At 34.0% G+C, this 20248-nt stretch carries 16 protein-coding genes; 7 read left to right on the plus strand and 9 right to left on the minus strand.

Annotated elements, in window-relative coordinates:
* Positions 1-66: 66 nt before the first annotated feature.
* Positions 67-1302, plus strand: a complete 1236-nt coding sequence (locus GAPWK_RS09580) for an MFS transporter (protein WP_025316017.1) — start codon at positions 67-69, stop codon at positions 1300-1302.
* An 80-nt stretch (positions 1303-1382) separates the two neighbouring features.
* Here the strand turns inward: GAPWK_RS09580 and GAPWK_RS09585 are convergent, their stop codons facing one another.
* From GAPWK_RS09585 to GAPWK_RS09595, 3 genes are all read right to left on the minus strand, one after another.
* Positions 1383-1805 (minus strand): hypothetical protein, encoded by a 423-nt coding sequence (locus GAPWK_RS09585; RefSeq protein ID WP_025316018.1) that lies wholly within the window; start codon positions 1803-1805, stop codon positions 1383-1385.
* A gap of 476 nt (positions 1806-2281) precedes the next feature.
* Positions 2282-2809, minus strand: a complete 528-nt coding sequence (locus GAPWK_RS09590; RefSeq protein ID WP_025316019.1) for a hypothetical protein — start codon at positions 2807-2809, stop codon at positions 2282-2284.
* A 136-nt stretch (positions 2810-2945) separates the two neighbouring features.
* Positions 2946-3833, minus strand: coding sequence for an SDR family oxidoreductase (locus GAPWK_RS09595; RefSeq protein ID WP_025316020.1), 888 nt, complete (start codon positions 3831-3833; stop codon positions 2946-2948).
* Positions 3834-4734: 901 nt separating this feature from the next.
* Between GAPWK_RS09595 and ilvG the strand changes: the two genes are divergently transcribed.
* The 6 genes from ilvG (at position 4735) to GAPWK_RS09625 (ending at position 12464) form a co-directional block, all read left to right on the plus strand.
* Positions 4735-6411 (plus strand): acetolactate synthase 2 catalytic subunit, encoded by a 1677-nt coding sequence (gene ilvG, locus GAPWK_RS09600; protein ID WP_025316021.1) that lies wholly within the window; start codon positions 4735-4737, stop codon positions 6409-6411.
* A gap of 3 nt (positions 6412-6414) precedes the next feature.
* Positions 6415-6645: an acetolactate synthase 2 small subunit gene (gene ilvM, locus GAPWK_RS09605; protein ID WP_025316022.1), complete on the plus strand. Its 231-nt coding sequence runs from the start codon at positions 6415-6417 to the stop codon at positions 6643-6645.
* A gap of 170 nt (positions 6646-6815) precedes the next feature.
* Positions 6816-7745: a branched-chain amino acid transaminase gene (locus GAPWK_RS09610; protein WP_025316023.1), complete on the plus strand. Its 930-nt coding sequence runs from the start codon at positions 6816-6818 to the stop codon at positions 7743-7745.
* A gap of 132 nt (positions 7746-7877) precedes the next feature.
* Positions 7878-9728, plus strand: coding sequence for a dihydroxy-acid dehydratase (gene ilvD, locus GAPWK_RS09615; RefSeq protein WP_025316024.1), 1851 nt, complete (start codon positions 7878-7880; stop codon positions 9726-9728).
* Between the two features lie 2 nt (positions 9729-9730).
* A complete protein-coding gene (gene ilvA, locus GAPWK_RS09620) occupies positions 9731-11272 on the plus strand; it encodes a threonine ammonia-lyase, biosynthetic (RefSeq protein WP_025316025.1) in 1542 nt (513 codons plus the stop codon).
* A gap of 211 nt (positions 11273-11483) precedes the next feature.
* Positions 11484-12464: a Gfo/Idh/MocA family protein gene (locus GAPWK_RS09625; RefSeq protein WP_025316026.1), complete on the plus strand. Its 981-nt coding sequence runs from the start codon at positions 11484-11486 to the stop codon at positions 12462-12464.
* Between the two features lie 498 nt (positions 12465-12962).
* Here the strand turns inward: GAPWK_RS09625 and GAPWK_RS09630 are convergent, their stop codons facing one another.
* The 6 genes from GAPWK_RS09630 to tssA form a co-directional block, all read right to left on the minus strand.
* Positions 12963-13889: an L-lactate dehydrogenase gene (locus tag GAPWK_RS09630; RefSeq protein ID WP_025316027.1), complete on the minus strand. Its 927-nt coding sequence runs from the start codon at positions 13887-13889 to the stop codon at positions 12963-12965.
* 970 nt (positions 13890-14859) lie between these two features.
* On the minus strand, positions 14860-15285 hold the full coding sequence (gene tssE / locus GAPWK_RS09635; protein WP_025316028.1) for a type VI secretion system baseplate subunit TssE: 426 nt from the start codon (positions 15283-15285) through the stop codon (positions 14860-14862).
* The gene (gene tssJ, locus GAPWK_RS09640; protein WP_025316029.1) at positions 15285-15800 is read right to left on the minus strand and encodes a type VI secretion system lipoprotein TssJ; all 516 of its coding nucleotides are present in this window, start codon (positions 15798-15800) and stop codon (positions 15285-15287) included. Before tssJ ends, tssE begins: the two co-directional genes overlap by 1 nt.
* A gap of 13 nt (positions 15801-15813) precedes the next feature.
* Positions 15814-16857 carry a type VI secretion system baseplate subunit TssG gene (gene tssG / locus GAPWK_RS09645; protein ID WP_025316030.1) on the minus strand — a complete coding sequence of 348 codons (1044 nt, stop codon included), beginning with the start codon at positions 16855-16857 and terminating at the stop codon, positions 15814-15816.
* Positions 16821-18584 carry a type VI secretion system baseplate subunit TssF gene (gene tssF / locus GAPWK_RS09650; protein WP_025316031.1) on the minus strand — a complete coding sequence of 588 codons (1764 nt, stop codon included), beginning with the start codon at positions 18582-18584 and terminating at the stop codon, positions 16821-16823. Before tssF ends, tssG begins: the two co-directional genes overlap by 37 nt.
* 52 nt (positions 18585-18636) lie before the next feature.
* Positions 18637-20241 (minus strand): type VI secretion system protein TssA, encoded by a 1605-nt coding sequence (tssA, locus tag GAPWK_RS09655; RefSeq protein ID WP_025316032.1) that lies wholly within the window; start codon positions 20239-20241, stop codon positions 18637-18639.
* Positions 20242-20248 lie beyond the last annotated feature (7 nt).

Here is a 20248-nt window from a genome sequence, read left to right on the forward strand (position 1 = left end):
TGGCAAATTAAACATCACAAAGTACTAACTTTTAGAAAAATCTATTTTCAATTACTAGAGGTATACATGAAAACTGAATCAAACTCAGTCAAGCAAGTTGAAAGTGAACAAACAACACCATACCAAAAAAAAACGCTTTTTGCATCGACTGTCGGTTATGCATTAGATGGCATGGATATGATGATTTTAGGTGTCTGTTTTAGCCTGATTTCGGTTTCTTTTAATTTATCCAAAACCGATCTGGGGACTTTAACTTCTGTAACCTTACTTGGTGCAGTATTAGGTGGCATTTTATTTGGTGTTTTAGCAGATAAATATGGTCGAGTACGCGTGTTTTCATGGACTATATTAATTTTTTCTTTATTTACTGGTTTGTGTGCAATATCTCCCAATTATGAAAGCTTTTTAATTTTCCGTTTTTTAAGTGGTTTAGGCCTTGGTGGTGAATTTGGCATTGGTATGACACTCGTATCAGAAAGTTGGCCAAAGAACAAACGCTCACGAGCAACGTCTATTGTTGCGTTAGGTTTTCAAGCAGGTATTATCCTTTCCACTTTGACAGTCAATTTCGTTGGTCAATCTTATGGTTGGCGATGGGCTTTTGCCGTCGGAGTATTACCAGCACTGTTTGTTGCTTGGACTCGAAAAGGTCTAGATGAGCCAGAAATTTGGCAAAATTTAAAAGACCAAAACAAAAATGAAATTGCGGTTGGTAAATTGTTTAAAACACCAAAAACCACTGCAACCACTATTGGTTTAACGATTGCGTGTGCTGTGCAAAATTTTGGGTTTTATGGTTTGATGGTGTGGATGCCAAGTATGATTGCTTCTGAACTAAAATTACCATTTAAAGATACTCTGTATTGGACAATCTCAACCACAATAGGTATGTCATTAGGTATTTTAATTTTTGGTTGGCTTTGCGATAAATTTGGTCGTCGCCCTTCTTATATTATATTTCTGTTAATTTCAGCAGTATCTATTTGGTTCTATTTCCAACAAACTGATATGATAATATTAATTATATTTGGTTCAGCAATAGGCTTTTTTGTTAATGGAATGATGGGAGGATACGGCGCTCTGCTTGCCGAACATTATCCTACCGATGCCCGTTCTAGCGCTGAAAATATTATTTTTAATGTAGGACGAGGAATTGCAGGTATATCACAAGTCCTTATTGCTTATTTTGCAACGATGTATTCAATTAGTTACGCATTAGCTCTATTATCCGCTACGTATCTATTATCTGCCGCAGCTTTTGTATTTCTCATACCAGAAACCAAAGGTAAAGCTTTAGAATAAAACTTTAAAACTAAACAGGGCTATTGCCCTGTTAATATAATACAATATTGAAAATTATTTGAAATTTATAAATTACAACTTTAGTTAGCATTACAAGAAGCAGGTGTCAATTTTACGCCAAATAATTTTTCGTCACCTATATAATAGTTGTGGACAGCACCATTTGGAAAAGAATCTCGAAACTCTTTAACTTGCTGATTATCGGTACAATAAACTCCTTTCAAATTTTCGGATGTCATTTTTTCTGTTTCCGAAATATTTAATTCATCTTTAGATGCGTTAATAACATATCGATAATTAATAGAGTTATCATCTTTAAAGATATCTACTAAACTTGTTACTGAATCAACTTTAATAGGAAGATTTTTTTTCGCATCACTAATAATTATATCTTGAATTTTAGTAAGCTTTTCTGCTTCATCTTTCTTTGCTTTTTCAGCGTTATCACAACCAAACAACCCTAGGCTTATTAAAACTAATGCTGTTATTTTTATAACTTTCATATTTATTCCTCAATTATTCATATTTTTTATATTATCAGACACTTTTTTTAGCATTTTTATGTATGTAAAATATAACTTTCTGTTAATCTCACTTAAAATTACAATCTAATAACAACATATTGTAAAACAGGTTAACGTTAATAAATAAACCATAAACAGCCAAAAATATTTTATATTAAAAGTATTACAATTAAAAAGCATCCTAACTTTTAAAAAAGTGTGACTTATTGTACAAAATAGTAGCTAAAACTCAATAATCATTAGCTATATACTTAAAATAAAAAATCTTGTCTACTTTTTTTAAATTCAAATTTAAACTAACTTAGGTGTATAGCACATTGACCAAACACAAAATTACTCGCCTAATTAATCATTCTGTTTTAAATAATATGATGTAATTTTTTTGTTTCCAACTAAAATAAAAGGGCTTTAAAAGCCCTTTTATTAACAGAAATTAAAATCTAATAATTATAAAATTATTTAGAATCACAATCACCAGGTTTTAAATCAAGCGTTAAAACTTTTTCTCCATTTAGATAATAATTATGACTTGCACCGTTTGGAAAGACTAATTTAATAGCATTAGTTGTAGCATCTTTACTACAATAAAGCGCACGTAAACCATTTAAAATATTTTTTTGATTACTTTCAACTTGGAACCCTTCTTTAGTTATACCTTTTAGATCATATTTATAACTAATTATATCGTTTCCTTTTGTTACATCAACTAATGTTAAATTTTGGTCAACATCCAAAGGTAATCTTAAATTTAAACCTTTGATTATTGCATCTTGAGCAAGACTATAATTACCATCTTTTAAATTATTGAGTGCATCTTGAGTGGCAGATTTAGTTTGTTCATATAATTCTGCCACTTTATCACTAACCATTGAACTCGTTTGTTGAACTTGTTCTTTGATATTATTGACAGTTGGTTTTGAATTATCACAATTTACTAAAAAAAGTCCCATCATTGCCAAAGTAATTACTTTAAAAGTTCTCATTGTTCTGCCCTTATTGGTTATAAGTTTCGTACAGTAACTATTATGATTTTGTATAATAGCGTTTAATTTAAAATGAATTTAATTACTTAAACACGCAGTAAAAAGGCTTTTACAAGCCCTTTTACTGTAAGAAAGATTAATTAATATGCATACCACCAGTTACCCCATATGTTTCTGCCGTGGTATAACTTGACTCTTCGGAAGCTAAATGTACATATACTCCAGCTAGTTCAACGGGTTGTCCCGCACGTTGTAATGGTGTTTGTTTACCAAATTCAGGAATAACTTCACTCGGTTGACCACCACAGATTTGTAATGGAGTCCAGACAGGTCCTGGTGCCACACAGTTGACACGGATGCCTTTGCTACTTAACTGGTTAGCTAAGCCACGAGTGAAGGCAATAATTGCAGTTTTAGTTGCTGCGTAATCTAATAAATTGCCACTTGGTTGATAAGCTTGAACTGAGGAAGTAGTAATAATAGTTGAACCCGGTTTTAAATAACCTAAAGCAGCTTTAGTGACCCAGAAAAGTGAAAATACGTTTATTTCGAATGTTTTCTTAATTTGTTCTGTGGTCAGTTCCATTATATCTTCCACAGCAGTTTGCTTACCAGCAACTAACGTTAAATTATCTAATCCACCCAATTTTTGATGTGCTTGTTCAACTAGTTTTTTACAAAATGCCTCATCACTTAAATCACCAGGAATTAATACTGCTTTACGACCAACAGCTTCTATTACTTTGGCGACATCTTCAGCATCTTTCTGTTCATAAGGAAGATAATTTATTGCCACATCAGCGCCTTCTTTCGCATAAGCAATCGCTGCAGCTCGTCCAATACCAGAATCACCACCAGTAACTAACATTTTGCGACCTTCTAAACGACCATGACCTTGATAGGTTTTTTCTCCGCAATCAGGAATCGGATCCATTTCACACTGAAGAGCTGGTGCTGCTTGTTTTTGTTTTGGAAATTTACCATGATGGTATTTAGTAAGTGGATTACAAATTTGTTTACTCATTATATTCTCCTAAGTTAACTATGTATTTGTACACAAATTCAATATAACTTAAATAAAATCAATCAGTAATCACAAAATCCTATTGTTAAGCGTATTTTATATCTTTAAAATAACCAATTAATTCAATAAATTATATTTAATAATTATAAAATTTGAATATTTGTTTCTTAAAGTTAAATCGTGTTACTTGATGTCAACCTCTATCTATTTAAACAAATGAATAAAAAAGAGGTAGAGTATTATTAAAGGTGGCGTTCCTTGATTGGCTTGGCGGGGTCACTAAAAGTAGTATTACCAAAACCATGAATGTTGCATAATCTTGCACCTATTCCAGTTTATCAAATTAATTTTAACTAAGCTAGTTATTACAAATTTTACCTTTATGATTCGATTTATTGATAAATTTATATTAAAAAGAATAAGTATTCTTATAGCGTTTAAAATACATTTAATATTTGTTTTTCTTTACTCAATCATATTGATCTCTAATTATGACAATTAAAACTGATAAGATATTAATGCACATTAAATATGCCCAACTAACTTATCAAAATTACTTTTATATTGAAACATTTTATACTGAAACGTATAGTTAATCTGAAACTTTTTCACAATCTCTTTTTAATACTATATAAAAACAAAAAAATAGTTGCACTTTTTTTTAAAACGAGTATTTTGTTTAGAATATTTTTTAAAATGACAAAAAAGTTAATCAACACAGATTATGAAATTTTCACTCAAAAACGTCCTTATCAACATTATTGTCAGCGTGGTCATTATTCCTACGCGGGGGCGTTTTTGAATAAAAAATATGTTTATACATAAACTCAAAAACCCCGCTCCAAATAGCGGGGTTTTTTTATGAACAATGATTGGGCAAAAAAGAACAAGTGAGGAATAAATGTTAGGAACACAGTGGATAGTTAAAACCTTAAAAGAAAAAGGCATTACCACCGTTTTTGGATATCCTGGTGGTCAAATTATGCCTCTTTATGATGCCTTATATGATGGCGGTATTGAACATGTTTTATGTCGCCATGAACAAGGTGCAGCAATGGCGGCAATTGGCTATGCTCGCTCAACAGGTAAAACGGGAGTTTGCATTGCTACTTCAGGTCCAGGCGCAACCAATATCATTACAGGACTTGCTGATGCACTAATTGATTCTGTACCTATTATTGCCATAACTGGTCAAGTTCCAACTAATCTAATTGGCACAGACGCTTTTCAAGAAGTTGATGTTTTAGGATTATCCTTAGCTTGCACCAAACATAGTTATTTAATAAATGATGCTAAAAAATTGCCCAATACATTAGAAGAGGCATTTAATTTAGCTAACTCAGGCAGACCAGGACCAATTCTAATCGATGTTCCAAAAGATATACAACTTGCCAATTTAGATTACCAACAATATTTAACGCCATCTTCAATAAAAAACACTCTTTATAAAAAACAACCACTTACCATCTCACCTGAAGCAATAAATCTCGCCAAACAAATGATCGCTCAAGCCCAAAAACCGATGCTTTATATTGGTGGTGGCGTTGGGCTTTCAGGCGCTATATCAGAATTAAAAGATTTTATGACATTGACTCAAATTCCAAGTGTTTCAACATTAAAAGGATTAGGGGTTGCAGATGTTAATAATCCTTATTATTTAGGTTTAATTGGTATGCATGGCGCTAAAGCCGCCAACTTAGCCGTACAAGAGTGCGATTTACTTATTGCCTTAGGCGTACGGTTTGATGACAGAGTTACAGGCAATCTTAATGAATTTGCCCGCCATGCAAAAGTGCTCCATGTTGATATTGATCAAGCCGAAATCAACAAGTTACGCCAAACACACTTAGGATTACAAGGTGACATCAAGCAGGTTTTACCGCTGCTTAATAAAACTATATCTATCGGAGAATGGCATAAAAAAGTGGGTGAATTAAAAGCACAACATCCAACACGTTATGATCATCCTGGTGAAGCCATTTACGCACCAGCATTATTAAAAACCATTTCTGAACGTAAGTCAGCCAAAACTGTAATCACCACCGATGTAGGTCAACATCAAATGTGGACTGCCCAACATATGCGCTTTAATCATCCACAAAACTTCATTACCTCAAGTGGACTGGGTACTATGGGATTTGGTTTACCAGCAGCGATTGGTGCACAAATGGCTCGTCCCAATGATTGTGTAATATGTGTATCTGGTGATGGCTCATTTATGATGAACGTACAGGAGTTAACCACTATTAAACGTAAAAAATTACCGATAAAAATAGTATTAATTGATAATCAACGTTTGGGCATGGTTCGTCAATGGCAAGAGCTCTTTTTTAACGAAAGATATAGTGAAACCAACTTGTCGGATAATCCTGACTTTTTAATGTTAGCAAAAGCATTTGAAATCCCAGGTGAAACTATCACCAAAAAATCTGAAATCAATTCTGCTCTTGATAATATGTTTAATTCATCTGGTGCATATTTATTACATGTTCGCATCGATGAATTAGAAAACGTATGGCCACTTGTGCCACCAGGTGCAGCCAACGAAAACATGCTTGATAAAGGCCGCAAGGAGTAAGTGATGAATCAACAAACACAACATCAATTGACCATAAAGGCTTATGACACGTTAGGTACATTAGAACGTATTTTACGTGTTGTACGTCATCGAGGTGGGCACATTGAATCCATGCAAATGCAAACCATTGAAAATAATTTACTGATTTTGACACTCAAATTAACTATTAAAAGAGATCTTTCAATGTTACAAAATCAAGTAGCTAAATTAGAAGATGTTATTTCAATTGAATAAAAATTTTAATCAATGATTTATCGGCAGAACAAAAATTTAAACTAAAATATATCAATATTTTAGATATTAAACAAACAAGAAAGTATTGTATAATGTTTGATGTTTAATTGATAAAAGCATAAAGCAAGATACATGCTATACAAAAGTAAAATTTAAGAGGAAAACAGAAAATGAGTACTACAGCAAAATCTGATTATATTTGGTTTAATGGCGAACTGGTTCCATGGGCAGATGCTAAAGTGCACGTAATGTCACATGCACTACATTATGGCACATCGGTGTTTGAAGGTGTACGTTGCTATAATACACATAAAGGGCCTGCTATATTTCGTCATAAAGAACATGCTCAAAGATTATTAAACTCAGCCAAAATTTATCGTTTTCCTGTCCCATATACTCTTGAAGAAATTATGGAAGCAACCCGTCAAACTATCAAAAAGAATAATTTAGAAAGTGCTTATATTCGTCCATTAGTTTTTATCGGCGATGTTGGTATGGGCGTTATACCTCCAGCCGGTTATAAAACAGATGTCATGATTGCAGCATTCCCATGGGGAGCTTATCTTGGTGAAGACGCCTTAGAACAAGGTATCGATGCGATGGTATCATCATGGCATCGTTTTGCACCAAACACCATTCCAGCTGCTGCAAAAGCTGGTGGTAACTATTTATCATCACTACTGATCGGATCAGAAGCTCGTGCTAATGGATTCCAAGAAGGGATTGCGTTAGACGTAAATGGTCAACTTTCTGAAGGTTCAGGTGAAAACCTATTTATCGTTAAAGATGGTATATTATTTACACCATTATTATCTTCATCAGCACTACCGGGAATCACTCGTGATGCTATCATCACCCTTGCTCGCGATCTAGGAATCGAAGTACGTGAACAAACATTATCTCGTGAATCACTCTATTTAGCTGACGAAGTCTTTATGACAGGTACTGCCGCTGAAATTACTCCTGTTCGTAGTGTTGATCGTATCGAAATCGGTATTGGTCGCTGTGGTCCAATTACTAAAAAGCTCCAGCAAACATTCTTTGGTCTATTTAATGGTCAAACTGAAGATAAATATGGCTGGTTAGATCTAGTTAAATAAGGGATATCAGTTAGAGATCCTCCAGTTAACACGGCGGATTTTTTTCAAGAATATGATTTACTTTATAGCATCATGTAAAACAAGATACCGTTTTAAATGGTAACTTGAATAATAAAAAGTTGGGAGCAAGAAATGCCTAAATATCGTTCAGCAACATCCGTAGAAGGTCGGAATATGGCTGGAGCCCGTGCATTATGGCGTGCAACGGGTGTTAAAAATGAAGACTTTGGAAAACCTATAATTGCAGTAGTTAACTCATTTACGCAATTTGTACCGGGACATGTACACCTAAAAGATATTGGGCAGCTTGTCGCCAAACAAATTGAAGCATCGGGTGGTATTGCTAAAGAGTTCAATACTATTGCAGTAGATGATGGTATCGCAATGGGACATGGTGGTATGCTCTACTCATTACCATCACGAGAACTGATTGCTGATTCTGTTGAATATATGGTAAATGCACATTGTGCTGATGCCATGATTTGCATCTCAAATTGCGATAAAATAACTCCAGGCATGTTAATGGCGTCACTTCGACTCAACATTCCTACAGTGTTTGTATCAGGTGGGCCAATGGAAGCAGGTAAAACAAAATTATCTGACCAGATTATCAAACTCGATCTTGTTGATGCTATGATCCAAAGTGCTAACCCAAATGTTAGTGATGCTGACAGTGAAGCTATTGAACAATCTGCCTGCCCAACGTGTGGATCTTGCTCAGGTATGTTTACCGCCAATTCCATGAACTGTTTAACTGAGGCTTTAGGTTTGTCACTGCCAGGAAATGGCTCACTTGTTGCCACTCACAAACAGCGGGAACAGTTATTTCTTAAAGCCGCTAAACGTATTGTAGAAATTACTAAACGTTATTATGAACAAGATGATGCATCTTACCTACCAAGATCTATTGCAACCAAAGCCGCTTATGAAAATGCTATGTCATTAGATATTGCCATGGGTGGTTCAACTAACACAGTGCTACATTTACTAGCCACTGCTCAAGAAGGTGAAATTGACTTCACAATGTCAGATATTGATAGACTCTCACGCAAAGTACCACACTTATGTAAAGTTGCGCCAAGTACAGCCAAATATCACATGGAAGATGTTCATAGGGCTGGTGGCGTGGTATCGATTATGTCTGAACTAGATAAGGCTGGATTGCTTAGACGTGATGTTCACAATGTTCTCGGACTGACTCTGCAAGAAACCTTTGCACAATACGATATTACTCAAACTAATGATGAAACTGTGAAAAAAATGTATCGTAGTGGACCAGCTGGGATCCGTACGACTAAAGCTTTTTCACAGGATTGCTATTGGGATACGCTTGATGACGATCGTGAAAACGGTTGTATTCGTGACAAAGCCCATGCTTATAGTCAAGATGGTGGTTTAGCTACACTCTATGGTAATGTCGCTCAAGATGGCGCAATTGTCAAAACTGCCAGTGTTGCTGCCGAAAACTTAGTTTTTCGCGGGCCTGCCAAAGTATTTGAAAGTCAAGAAGATGCGGTCGATGCAATCTTAGGTGGTAAAGTGATTGCTGGCGATGTAGTAGTAATTATTTATGAAGGTCCTAAAGGTGGACCAGGTATGCAAGAGATGCTTTATCCAACCAGCTATTTAAAATCAATGGGTCTTGGCAAAGCTTGTGCACTTATTACTGATGGTCGATTTTCAGGTGGATCATCTGGATTATCGATCGGACATATCTCACCAGAAGCGGCTAATGGTGGTTTGATAGGTTTAGTACGTGATGGTGATATTATTGATATTGATATTCCTAACCGTAAATTAATTTTAGATGTACCTGATGATGAACTTGAAAGACGACGTGTAGCGGAACTTGCTCGTGGTGATAAAGCTTATACACCACATGATCGCAATCGCTATGTGTCATACGCACTGAAAGCTTACGCAAGTCTAGCAACTAGCGCAGATAAAGGTGCTGTTCGTGATAAAAGCAAACTAGGTGGCTAACTGTGAAACAAGAAAATAATAAACTTACTGGTGCTGATTATTTAAAAGCAACACTTTGCAGCGCTGTTTATGATGTGGCGGATGTCACACCGCTTGAAAAGATGGAAAAAATCTCATCGAGAATAGAAAACCAAATCTTTGTAAAACGTGAAGATCGGCAATTAGTCCATAGTTTTAAAATTCGTGGCGCTCAAGCAATGATCGCCAGTCTTAGTGAAGATGAACGTAAATGCGGCGTGATTGCCGCATCGGCTGGTAATCATGCTCAAGGAGTTGCTTTTTCAGCCACTAAATTAGGCATAAGTTCGCTTATTGTAATGCCGTTAACTACAGCAGATATCAAAGTTGAAGCTGTCAAAGAGTTTGGTGGTAAAGTACTTTTATATGGTGCTAATTTCGATGAAGCCAAAGCCAAAGCAATGGAACTAGCCAAAGAACAAAATCGAATTTTTATTCCTCCGTTTGATCATCCCTTGGTCATTGCTGGTCAAGGCAGTATTGCTATGGAGTTACTTCAACAAAATGCCAAACTTGATCGCATTTTTGTGCCTGTTGGTGGTGGAGGTCTAGCTGCAGGCATTGCAGTATTAATCAAACAAATTATGCCAGCAATCAAAGTTATTGCGGTCGAACCCTCTGATGCAGCCTGTTTAAAAGCTGCACTTGATGCAGGTAAACCCGTTGATTTAAGTCGAGTGGGATTATTTGCTGAAGGTGTTGCAGTTAAGCGTATTGGAGATGAGACATTTAGACTCTGCCAACAATATATTGATGATATTGTTACCGTTGATAGCGATGAAATTTGCGCTGCAGTAAAAGATTTATTTGATGACGTGCGCGCAATAGCTGAACCTTCTGGTGCGGTTGCACTCGCAGGACTAAAAAAATATGTTGATCAACACAATATTCGTGGTGAAAATCTAGCACATATTTTGTCAGGTGCTAATTTAAACTTCCACAATTTGCGTTACATTTCAGAACGTTGTGAACTGGGTGAAAAACGCGAAGTATTATTCTCGGTAACGATTCCTGAAAAAAAAGGTAGTTTTTTAGCTTTCTGTAAATTATTAGGCGGACGCTCAGTAACAGAATTTAACTATCGTTATCATGACGATAAATCCGCATGCATTTTTGTTAGTGTCAGAATATCGAAAAGTAATGAAAAAGAGGACATCCTACAAGAATTAACTGCTGCTGGATATGCTGTTGTTGATTTATCCGAAGACGAGATGGCAAAGCTACATGTTCGCTATATGATTGGTGGTAAACCATGTAACCCAATACAAGAACAAGTTTATAGTTTTGAATTTCCTGAATCACAAGGTGCATTACTTAAATTCTTACAAACATTAGGCACAAATTGGAATATTTCCATGTTCCATTACCGTAGCCATGGCACAGATTACGGAAGAGTACTTGCTGCTTTTGAAATCGATGAAACAGATAGCAATAAATTTACTCAACATTTAACCGAACTTGGTTATGGTTTCCATAATGAAACGCAAAACACATCAATTAAATTATTTCTTACCAACTCGCATTAAAATAAATGACCACCCTTTTTACAATGGGTGGTCTTAATTGGTATCAATTATTTAGTTCTTTAATATATATCGGTTAAATATAAAAAGTGTTATTATTCATGTTATCTGAACTGTTAATAATATAATAAAAAAATAGACTAAAACGTTATGTTAACCTCAAACTTTTTTACAAAATAATTAACATAACAAATAAATTTATAAAGGCATGCATATGATTAGATTAGCAACAATAGGTAGCAACTGGATCACAGAAAAATTCATTGATGCCGCATTACAAACTCAGCAGTATCAACTTACCGCTATTTATTCGCGAGATATAAATAAAGCTCGCCAGTTTGCGCAAAAATATAATGTTAATGTTATCTATGATGATTTAATACAATTAGCTGACGATACTAATATTGACGTAGTCTATATTGCAAGCCCGAACTCACTACATTTTGCACAAGCAAAATTGATGTTAGAAAACAATAAAGATGTCATATGTGAGAAACCTTTAACATCAAATTTGGAACAAACCCAAAGATTAGTCGATTTTGCTAAACGAAATAAACAAATCATCTTTGAAGCGCTGAAAACCTTTTATCTACCCAATTTTGAATTAATTCGAAATTATCTACCTAAATTAGGAAAAATACACAAAGCTTTATTAAATTATTGTCAATATTCATCACGGTACTCTAGTTATTTAGACGGTGAAAATCCCAACACTTTTAATCCTCAATTTTCGAACGGCTCAATCATGGATATTGGTGTTTATCCACTTAATTTTGCAATAGGGTTATGGAAAAAGCCTAGTTCAATATATGCCAGTGGCACACAACTTGATTCCGGAGTTGATGCTCATGGTACAGTTTTACTAACTTATGATGACTTTGATGTCATTATTTGGCACTCTAAAGTCACTAACTCATTTATTCATAGCGAAATACAAGGTGAAGATGGTGCTTTAATCATTAAACATTTATCTGGCTGTGAACAAGTATTCTATCAACCAAGGCAAGGAGAATTACAAGAAATAACCCTTAAACAAAATAGTAACGAAATGTATTATGAAGCGTTAGAATTTGCCGATCTCTATCGACTAAGACAAATAAATCATAAAGGGCTAAAATATTCATTGATTTCATCAGAATTATTGACCGAAATAAGAAAACAAATCAACGTAAAATTCCCAGCTGATAATGATTAAAAATTAAAGATAGGCGATAGCAATGAATAGGTATGGATTATTGCCAACTCTTTGCTTCTGTCTTTTATATGATTGATATTTAATAATATGCTAATCTAATATTACAAATATAAACCAATACTTTTGGACATTTAAAATTTTTTTAGCAACAATTTTCTATTTTAAATTGCCATTTTAATGATTTTTAATGTTTATAATTAAATAAATCTCTAACCAATTTTCAATTAAATGTTGATTATAGCTAATATTACAGAACTAATTTTTTAAAAAATATAAACCGTTGTAACAAATCTAATATATTACTCGCATGCCTATTTATTCTTTGATTCTTGCTGAATGTTATCAAATTGAAATAATATTATTTAGAAGATATTCAATTATATTCCCAAATACCTTTTTTAATATCATTAAAAATCTTATTTGTGGCAAATTTAAAAAAATCATGCCACAAATGAAAAATATTAAGCTTATACCCTAATTGAGTAATGGTAAAAAACATTATTTTAAATTAATATGCTCAATATAACCTTTAACAATTTCAATACTGTTTGCAAATAACTGCTTTTCCTTTTCAATAAAATCAAGTTCAATAATTTTTTTGATACCATGTTGGTCAAGTATTGCTGGTACACCAATAGCAACATTTTTATAGCCATATTCACCATCCAAAATACAACTAAGAGCTAAAGCTCGGTGACTGTTGGTAAATATATGTTGGCAAATTTCGGTGATAGTGCTAGCAATCCCATATTCAGTACAGTGCTTTCTCTCCATGATTTCAAAGCCCATTTTTCGAGCTTGAGTACCGATCTGAGCAAAATCAATTTTATTTTTTTCTAATTTATTTAGATTAATACCATAAATCGAAGAATGTGACCAAACAGGAAATTGAGAGTCACCATGTTCACCGACAATGAAAGCATCAATACTTTGTGGGCCAATATCCATTTTTTCACCCAATAATCGACGTAATCTCACCGTATCAAGCCACACTCCTGTACCAATCACACGATGACGAGGTAATCCAGATAATTTCCAAACTTGATAAGTAATGGCATCACAAGGGTTTGTCGCGACTAAAAAAATACCGTTGAATCCATTTTTCATCATATTAGGTACAATACTTTCGATAATTTTGGATGTTCCGTCTAACTCTTCTTTTCGGCTTTTTTGGGCTAGCCCTGATGTAACGGTGATAATAACAATGTCAATGTCTGCGCAATCGGTCGATTCACGCAAACTGACTTTAACCATATTTTGTCGATAAGCTGCAGCATCTAAAAGATCTTGCGCATGTCCATATGCTAATTCTTTATTAAGATCAACGAGTGCGATTTCTTCACAAATACCGCGATTAACAAATGTATAAGCAGTAGTTGAACCAACATTACCAACGCCGATAATCATCACTTTTCGTAATTTCATGCTACCCCCAATTAATTTCGATTTATTCAAACATAAAGTTAATTAACTTTGATTAATATTTATTCATCGTATACCTACTGTATTACAAATTCCAGCTATTAATGATTTGTGATTTTTATAAAACTAATTTATATAAAATGGTTAAACGGTAATTTTTTTGCTAGATGGCTATATAGAGTAAGTTAATTGCTTAAAAAATTTTTTAGGGAAATCTTAATTATGCTTATTCAAGGGATTAAGTGAAGTGAATTTAACCTAAAATATCATGATTATCTTCATATGCGTTATGTATTAATCTTGTCCAATTCTGGTTTATTTTCAATAACATTTTTTATACCAAAGTAGCTTATAAATTATATGTAAATTCTTCTTTATTTTGAAAAAGACCAGATGTTAAATCCTATATCTTCAATTAATTTTTTCTAAATTTTATAATATTGCTTTTTATTTTGAAGAATTTTCTTGCGTTACGATCACTTTTTAGCAATTCAGTTTTTCTTTTTGGGTACGAGGTTTTAGTTCATAATTATCGTTAGCTGTACTAATCACACAATATTGATCTATATAATGACTCGGACTGTTTTAATGCTTGTAAAAGATTGGCGGAGGTTAAAGAATTGAGCGCATCAAGTCCTTTATTTGCAATATCACTTAAATTGTTAGAATTCGCCGGGTTAAAACACAAACAGGCATTTTGATTAAGAAATGATTCAACAAGAAGATGTTTATTTGAGCTGGTAAAAGTAATAGTTTAATGCCAACGCTGGTTAAGTTGTTCATTACCCTCAACCTGTAAGATTGAAACTTCAGCAGGCAAACCGTCCATATTTAATGTATAGCGATTATTTTCTATCATTGACAATACATTACTTCCATTAACTTTATAAGTTAGCTCACTGATAAAGTTATTGATCTTATTACTTATATTATTTTTATTGTTATTTAGTATAATTTTTTAAGTAATTTAATATCAGATTTTATGTGTTTTACGCGTGTATTTTAACCGAGCTTTACCATCTGGCATAAAATAAGTACCATATCGAACCAATCCGCCCTCTTTAAAATAACAAGTCATTTCATATGCCAATACCATGCTATCATTATTTTTTTCATCAATATTGATGTTAATAGCATGTAGTCTTGGTTCATAGGTTAGTAACGTTTGCTCAATTGCCCGCATCAAAACATAAGCCGAGGAAGGTAATGCTTGAAAAATAGTCGACATATCAGGTAATCCATAATCGGGCAAATGCATAATTGCACCAGCCCGACTATTTAAAATACGCTCAATATTATCCATTACACTAATAACAGTTTGTTCTTTTTCAGATACATCTTCAATGGCTATACCTGACTCAAAATAACCATATAAAATATCGTACAAAGATGCACTCATTAATCTTTATCCACTAGTTTGATGATATATTTACTTGCTTCTATTTTGCGAGCTTTAGTTATGCGTAAGTCAGAGCGTTTTAATACTAATCGCCAATTATCCGCTTTTAAATCAGGATTATTATAAAGAGCAACTACCGCGACAAATTTTGCTTTACTGTCAAAAGGTACTTCAATTGAAACAGAAGTATCAGGTTTTAACACAATTTCTTTAGTATCAAGCAACGTTGATTTCAATTCATCACTATCTTGATCAACTAGATTTTGATAAGACGCAGATTTGAAAGCAGTATCTTTAGTTAACTGATAAATTCTAATAACAACAGGAGATGATTTATCTTCATCATCAAGATTTAATTCAGATCTAGCAGTTATATCTAAGTGTAATGTTTTAATATCCCATGAAAAAATACTGTTCCCTAAACTAGATGCTCCTCTCGTTAGGCTTTGTGCTATACCACATCCACTTAAGCAGATAGTTAGTAGACAAATAATAATTAAATTAAATCGTTTCATACTTATTCCTTTTTTATGCTGTATAATCAATTCCACAATAGTGACCTAAATTTACTGCTACCTTATCTTCAATATACTCGCTATTTTCTGTCATTTTGGTTAATGATGCAGTTTGCCCTAATCGACAATTCTTTGATATTAGTTGACTGCGCGGCAAAAAATTTCGCTTAATATAAAGTGTAATTTTGGCATCAACTTGATAACCTAAATAAGCACGTATCAGTGCCATAAGATCCTTATATAATTGCCCATCAGGAAGTAAGTCTATAATCTGATCTTCATGTTGAGGAGTTATGGCTATATGAATTGTTTGATTACATTCTCTTAAGCGAGATCCTAAGACAGCACTACCATCTAAACCTATTTTGTTCGTTTTACCACCTACTTGTGCAGGATTTTCAATAGAGTGCCAAGTAGGATAAAATTCCGTTATTTCAACCTTAGCATCATTAACTATTACCCTTGTTAAACCAGCAATACCTTCAGCAGTTCGTGTTTTTTGTGTAACTAAACCTAACAAGGCTAAAAACCGCGAAGCAGGTGAACCGATTTGTTCGCTAGTTCCTTTTATTATAAGCCCAGTTAGCCCAAGTAAACACTGAGATATAGAATCTTTACCACCACTTAAAAAACAAGCTGGGTAATGATATTTTAACCAAATTCGATAAAATTGTGTTATGAATCGATGGTTGAATATATCCAAAAAATCAGTCATTGCATGATAGTTTTCTTCACGGCGTATGATATTGTGCAACAATCCAAAAGGTAATACTGCATCAACACCATACAAACCTAAAAAGCGAGTTCTTACCGTTGCAGGACGATTTAAATACGGAGACCTTTCAATATATTGTAATTCGCTAGCAGGAAATGACATATCAACTGATGGCGCAAATCGTAAAGGATCACCCGTTGGAGTTTCCGATCTTCCTAGTATAGGTTCTTTAGCATAGAGTTGCTCAAGTAACTGACAAAAACGATAGAAGTTCATTTTTGGCAGTACTTTTTCAAGCTCCTGCATTAAAGCGCTACTTTCGATATTTTGCTCTGTTTCCATACTATTTTATTTCCAACAGGTAGAAGATTGATGACTAATTGAGTAAATATATTAACATCAGCATATAGGGCAAAAAATTGATGTAATAACTCACCAAAAAGCATCACATCACCTTCGCCAGTAAACTGGAAACTATTTATAGTTACTTCGATCTCTATTCCTCTTTGTAACATTCCTTTTTCAATCCGTTTTATCATTCTATGAGAAACATCGACGATACCTTCTAAACGTCGTCGATTAAGCTCATTTTCAGTCCAATCATATAAAGCAAGTGTTCCTCTTAATACTTCTGCATTAATTAATGACAAATAATTAGGTGCTAAATGCGATAATACTCGCCAATGAAAGCGATCCTCGGTCGGCGGATAACAAGGTAATGTTGGCGAACATAAATTTTTAACACTCGAAATGCTATTTTGTGAACTGCATAGTGATTCGATACGAGCATTACTTAACGTCTTGCGAGGTAACATACCATTGGTTCCAGTAACTCGTAATGATAACGTTTCAGTTTCAAGAGATTGCCCTTTATCCCAAATTTTACCACCCAAAACTAACCAAGTATCATGTAATCCAGAAGCACCTTTTCGAACGTGAGTATGATAATACCTTTCCGGTGCATCATGACGTAACATACCACCTCTATGCTTAAAGCTAGTAAAAGGGACATAACTATAACGACCGTTACGAGTTATAGCTTCAACATTTTCAACTGAATAAATTTCGATGTGTCCATCTTGACGTAATAATGGTCTAAGCAGGTATTCACTTTCTAATTGATTAACTATAATAGGATCTGCTTCCATATCAAATAAATTTATGATTGGCACACAATGTAATCGAATGTTGTCCTTATTAAAAGGCATATCATTTGGCCAAGTTTGACTTAAGACAATTTCAATATCAATATATTCACAACCTTCTGGAACATTACGAATGTTAAGTCCATGTAGGTCGACAAACATAAATTTTTCGCGAAAAGCAAAGTATTCTAATAATAACTGATAGCCAGCAAAAGCATTATCAGGTTTTAACCATAAGCGATCGTCTTCACTAAAGCCAACCGGCGTTATTTTTCCTTGAAAACTGACTATTTCATTAGGCTGGTTTGAATAGCGCAACTGTATCGCTGAAACTTGGTGAGTTAACGCATGATGTAAAGCTGATGCAATTGGTGCATCCGCGTTTAAATAGAGTCGTAGTTTAGATAAATCAACTTGCTCAAAATCAATTAGTTCACCAAAACTTAAACGAATATTGATAATGCTCCGTCCATCTTGGTGTATCCCTAATTTTACTTGATTGATTTTAACTGGTTGTAAAGTTACCTGTTGAGTTGTTCGAAACTGACACCTTGTTCCTGACGGTCCAAGAGGTTCTGTTTGAACTTGTAAACCTTTGGGAATAATTTCCAAACGTGATAATGTGGAATAATTTGGTGTAAGCTCAATAATCGATAATGAAGGAATTAATCGTAAATAATGAGGCCATAACAAACTCACAAGGCTCTCTGTTAATTCGGGTAAATCATCATCAATTTTTTGACGCAATCGTCCTGTCAAAAAAGCAAAACCCTCAAATAATCTTTCAACATATGGATCACGATCACCAACACGATCTAAATTCAATTGACCTGCTCTGTCAGGATGAATTTTGGCAAATTCTTTCCCAGCTTCTCGCAAATAACGCATTTCTGACTCATAATAGCGTAAAATTAAATCATCCATTCTTTATCTCTTTAGTTTTATGTTTTTCTAACGTCACTCATTTATTAAGATTTTAGATTACACTTAGTGCCCTAGCTGGATTGAGTTGCATGAGTTCATGCTGCAATTCCTCTATTTTTTCACCAAAATTTTTATTATTATCTTTCTGTGAATTTTTTTGTTTAATTAATTTGAGTAAAGATCTTTTAATATCAAATAATAGTTCAGGTTCCCATTGCAATAGGGTCATTGATTGCTGTTGATTATTTAATCCAATAAGTAATGTTAATGCAATATCTTGCCTTCCTAATTGTTCTGCAACTCTTGCTTGCGTATATTGCAATAAATATTGCTGTTTTGGTGAATGCAACGATGGCAAACTTTGTATCCATTGAAATGCATATTCTAGGCTTTCAGTATTAGCTAATTCTAAAGCTTGTTTTTCAATCTCAGCCCAATCGTTTTCACCTGATACAGCAATAGGTTCAAGACTATCACCTTCACCTAAATGATGTATACGAGCATCACTGGCAATCCAGCTTAGTGTTTCATCGTCAGCAAAAGGCATACCATTGTCAAAATGGAGATTTTCAATTCCATTTAAGCGCTCTAACATTAAGCCAATATCTGTTAAATAAATATCAGCCCATGACTGGTAAGGTTCACCCATTTTTTTTAAGGCTAAAACGGAAGCTCGTTGTAAATCTAACCAAAAATGATTTGCACTTTCCATAAAAGCATTTTCAACACGTTCGAAAAGTGTTGACCATTGCTTTTGAAGTATTAATCGATTAATATTTTGTTTAAGTTCCGCTCTTGGTGCTGGTAATCTTGTTTTACCCTTAGCATCAACAGGTGGCAAATCTAAAATCATATCCCAACGGATTACTCGTAAAAAACGCCCTGCAGCAAGATATCCTTCAGGATTTTCTCGTAAAAATGCGGCCATCTTTCTAGCTTGATCAAGTAAATCACGTTGAGAACTAATTTTTATTTCAACATTACTTTGTTGTACTTCTGGGGAGGATATAGTATTGACCGTCGTTTGAGACGGCTGTTCTTCATTTTGGGTTTTAATTGGTTGTTTTGCTATATTTCCAAAAAAATGAACCAACGCCGATAAATCAGGAGGTGTTGTTGACTGATTAGACGTTTCAGTAGTAAATAATTTCTGACAATTACTATCTATCTGGCTTAACGCAGCGATAATTCGACTTAAATACTCATCATTTATAGGTTGTAATTGTGTCAACTGATCTATAAAACGCGCATTAGTAAGCCATTCAATGGCATTTTTGCGTATATTAGGTCTTGACGGATAAATCAATGGCCCAAATTTATCAAGTAAGCCAGCCAGTATTTCAAGACCATCAGCAAAACCTTCTACACCGTCTTGATATAATCGTGCTAAACAATAATATGTAGCCACACGAATATCTTTACTACTTCGTTTTAATAAGCTTTCACTCTCAACAATAACAAATGAATAATCTATGCCAGATATTTTTGCAATTTGTTCTTTAATATCTTGAAATGTATCATGATAAGTCAAATCTTCACCGGTTGGTTTATCTGGAGTGATTGGCTGTAACCAATCACTCCAAGTTTGATTTAACTTTTGTATCAATTTGCTCTGATCATCAGTACCTGTAAAACGGCTTAATAATTGACTAAACATAACGTTA

It is taken from the genome of Gilliamella apicola, assembly GCF_000599985.1.
Lineage (GTDB): Bacteria > Pseudomonadota > Gammaproteobacteria > Enterobacterales > Orbaceae > Gilliamella > Gilliamella apicola.

Bases quoted from the DNA above. Each gene is read 5' to 3' on its own strand.
- tssJ (WP_025316029.1), bottom strand. From the start codon at position 15,800: ATGAAACGATTTAATTTAATTATTATTTGTCTACTAACTATCTGCTTA.
- tssA (WP_025316032.1), bottom strand. From the start codon at position 20,241: ATGTTTAGTCAATTATTAAGCCGTTTTACAGGTACTGATGATCAGAGC.
- GAPWK_RS09585 (WP_025316018.1), bottom strand. From the start codon at position 1,805: ATGAAAGTTATAAAAATAACAGCATTAGTTTTAATAAGCCTAGGGTTG.
- GAPWK_RS09625 (WP_025316026.1), top strand. From the start codon at position 11,484: ATGATTAGATTAGCAACAATAGGTAGCAACTGGATCACAGAAAAATTC.
- GAPWK_RS09595 (WP_025316020.1), bottom strand. From the start codon at position 3,833: ATGAGTAAACAAATTTGTAATCCACTTACTAAATACCATCATGGTAAA.
- tssE (WP_025316028.1), bottom strand. From the start codon at position 15,285: ATGAGTGCATCTTTGTACGATATTTTATATGGTTATTTTGAGTCAGGT.
- GAPWK_RS09590 (WP_025316019.1), bottom strand. From the start codon at position 2,809: ATGAGAACTTTTAAAGTAATTACTTTGGCAATGATGGGACTTTTTTTA.
- ilvM (WP_025316022.1), top strand. From the start codon at position 6,415: ATGAATCAACAAACACAACATCAATTGACCATAAAGGCTTATGACACG.
- ilvG (WP_025316021.1), top strand. From the start codon at position 4,735: ATGTTAGGAACACAGTGGATAGTTAAAACCTTAAAAGAAAAAGGCATT.
- tssF (WP_025316031.1), bottom strand. From the start codon at position 18,584: ATGGATGATTTAATTTTACGCTATTATGAGTCAGAAATGCGTTATTTG.
- GAPWK_RS09610 (WP_025316023.1), top strand. From the start codon at position 6,816: ATGAGTACTACAGCAAAATCTGATTATATTTGGTTTAATGGCGAACTG.
- GAPWK_RS09630 (WP_025316027.1), bottom strand. From the start codon at position 13,889: ATGAAATTACGAAAAGTGATGATTATCGGCGTTGGTAATGTTGGTTCA.
- GAPWK_RS09580 (WP_025316017.1), top strand. From the start codon at position 67: ATGAAAACTGAATCAAACTCAGTCAAGCAAGTTGAAAGTGAACAAACA.
- ilvD (WP_025316024.1), top strand. From the start codon at position 7,878: ATGCCTAAATATCGTTCAGCAACATCCGTAGAAGGTCGGAATATGGCT.
- tssG (WP_025316030.1), bottom strand. From the start codon at position 16,857: ATGGAAACAGAGCAAAATATCGAAAGTAGCGCTTTAATGCAGGAGCTT.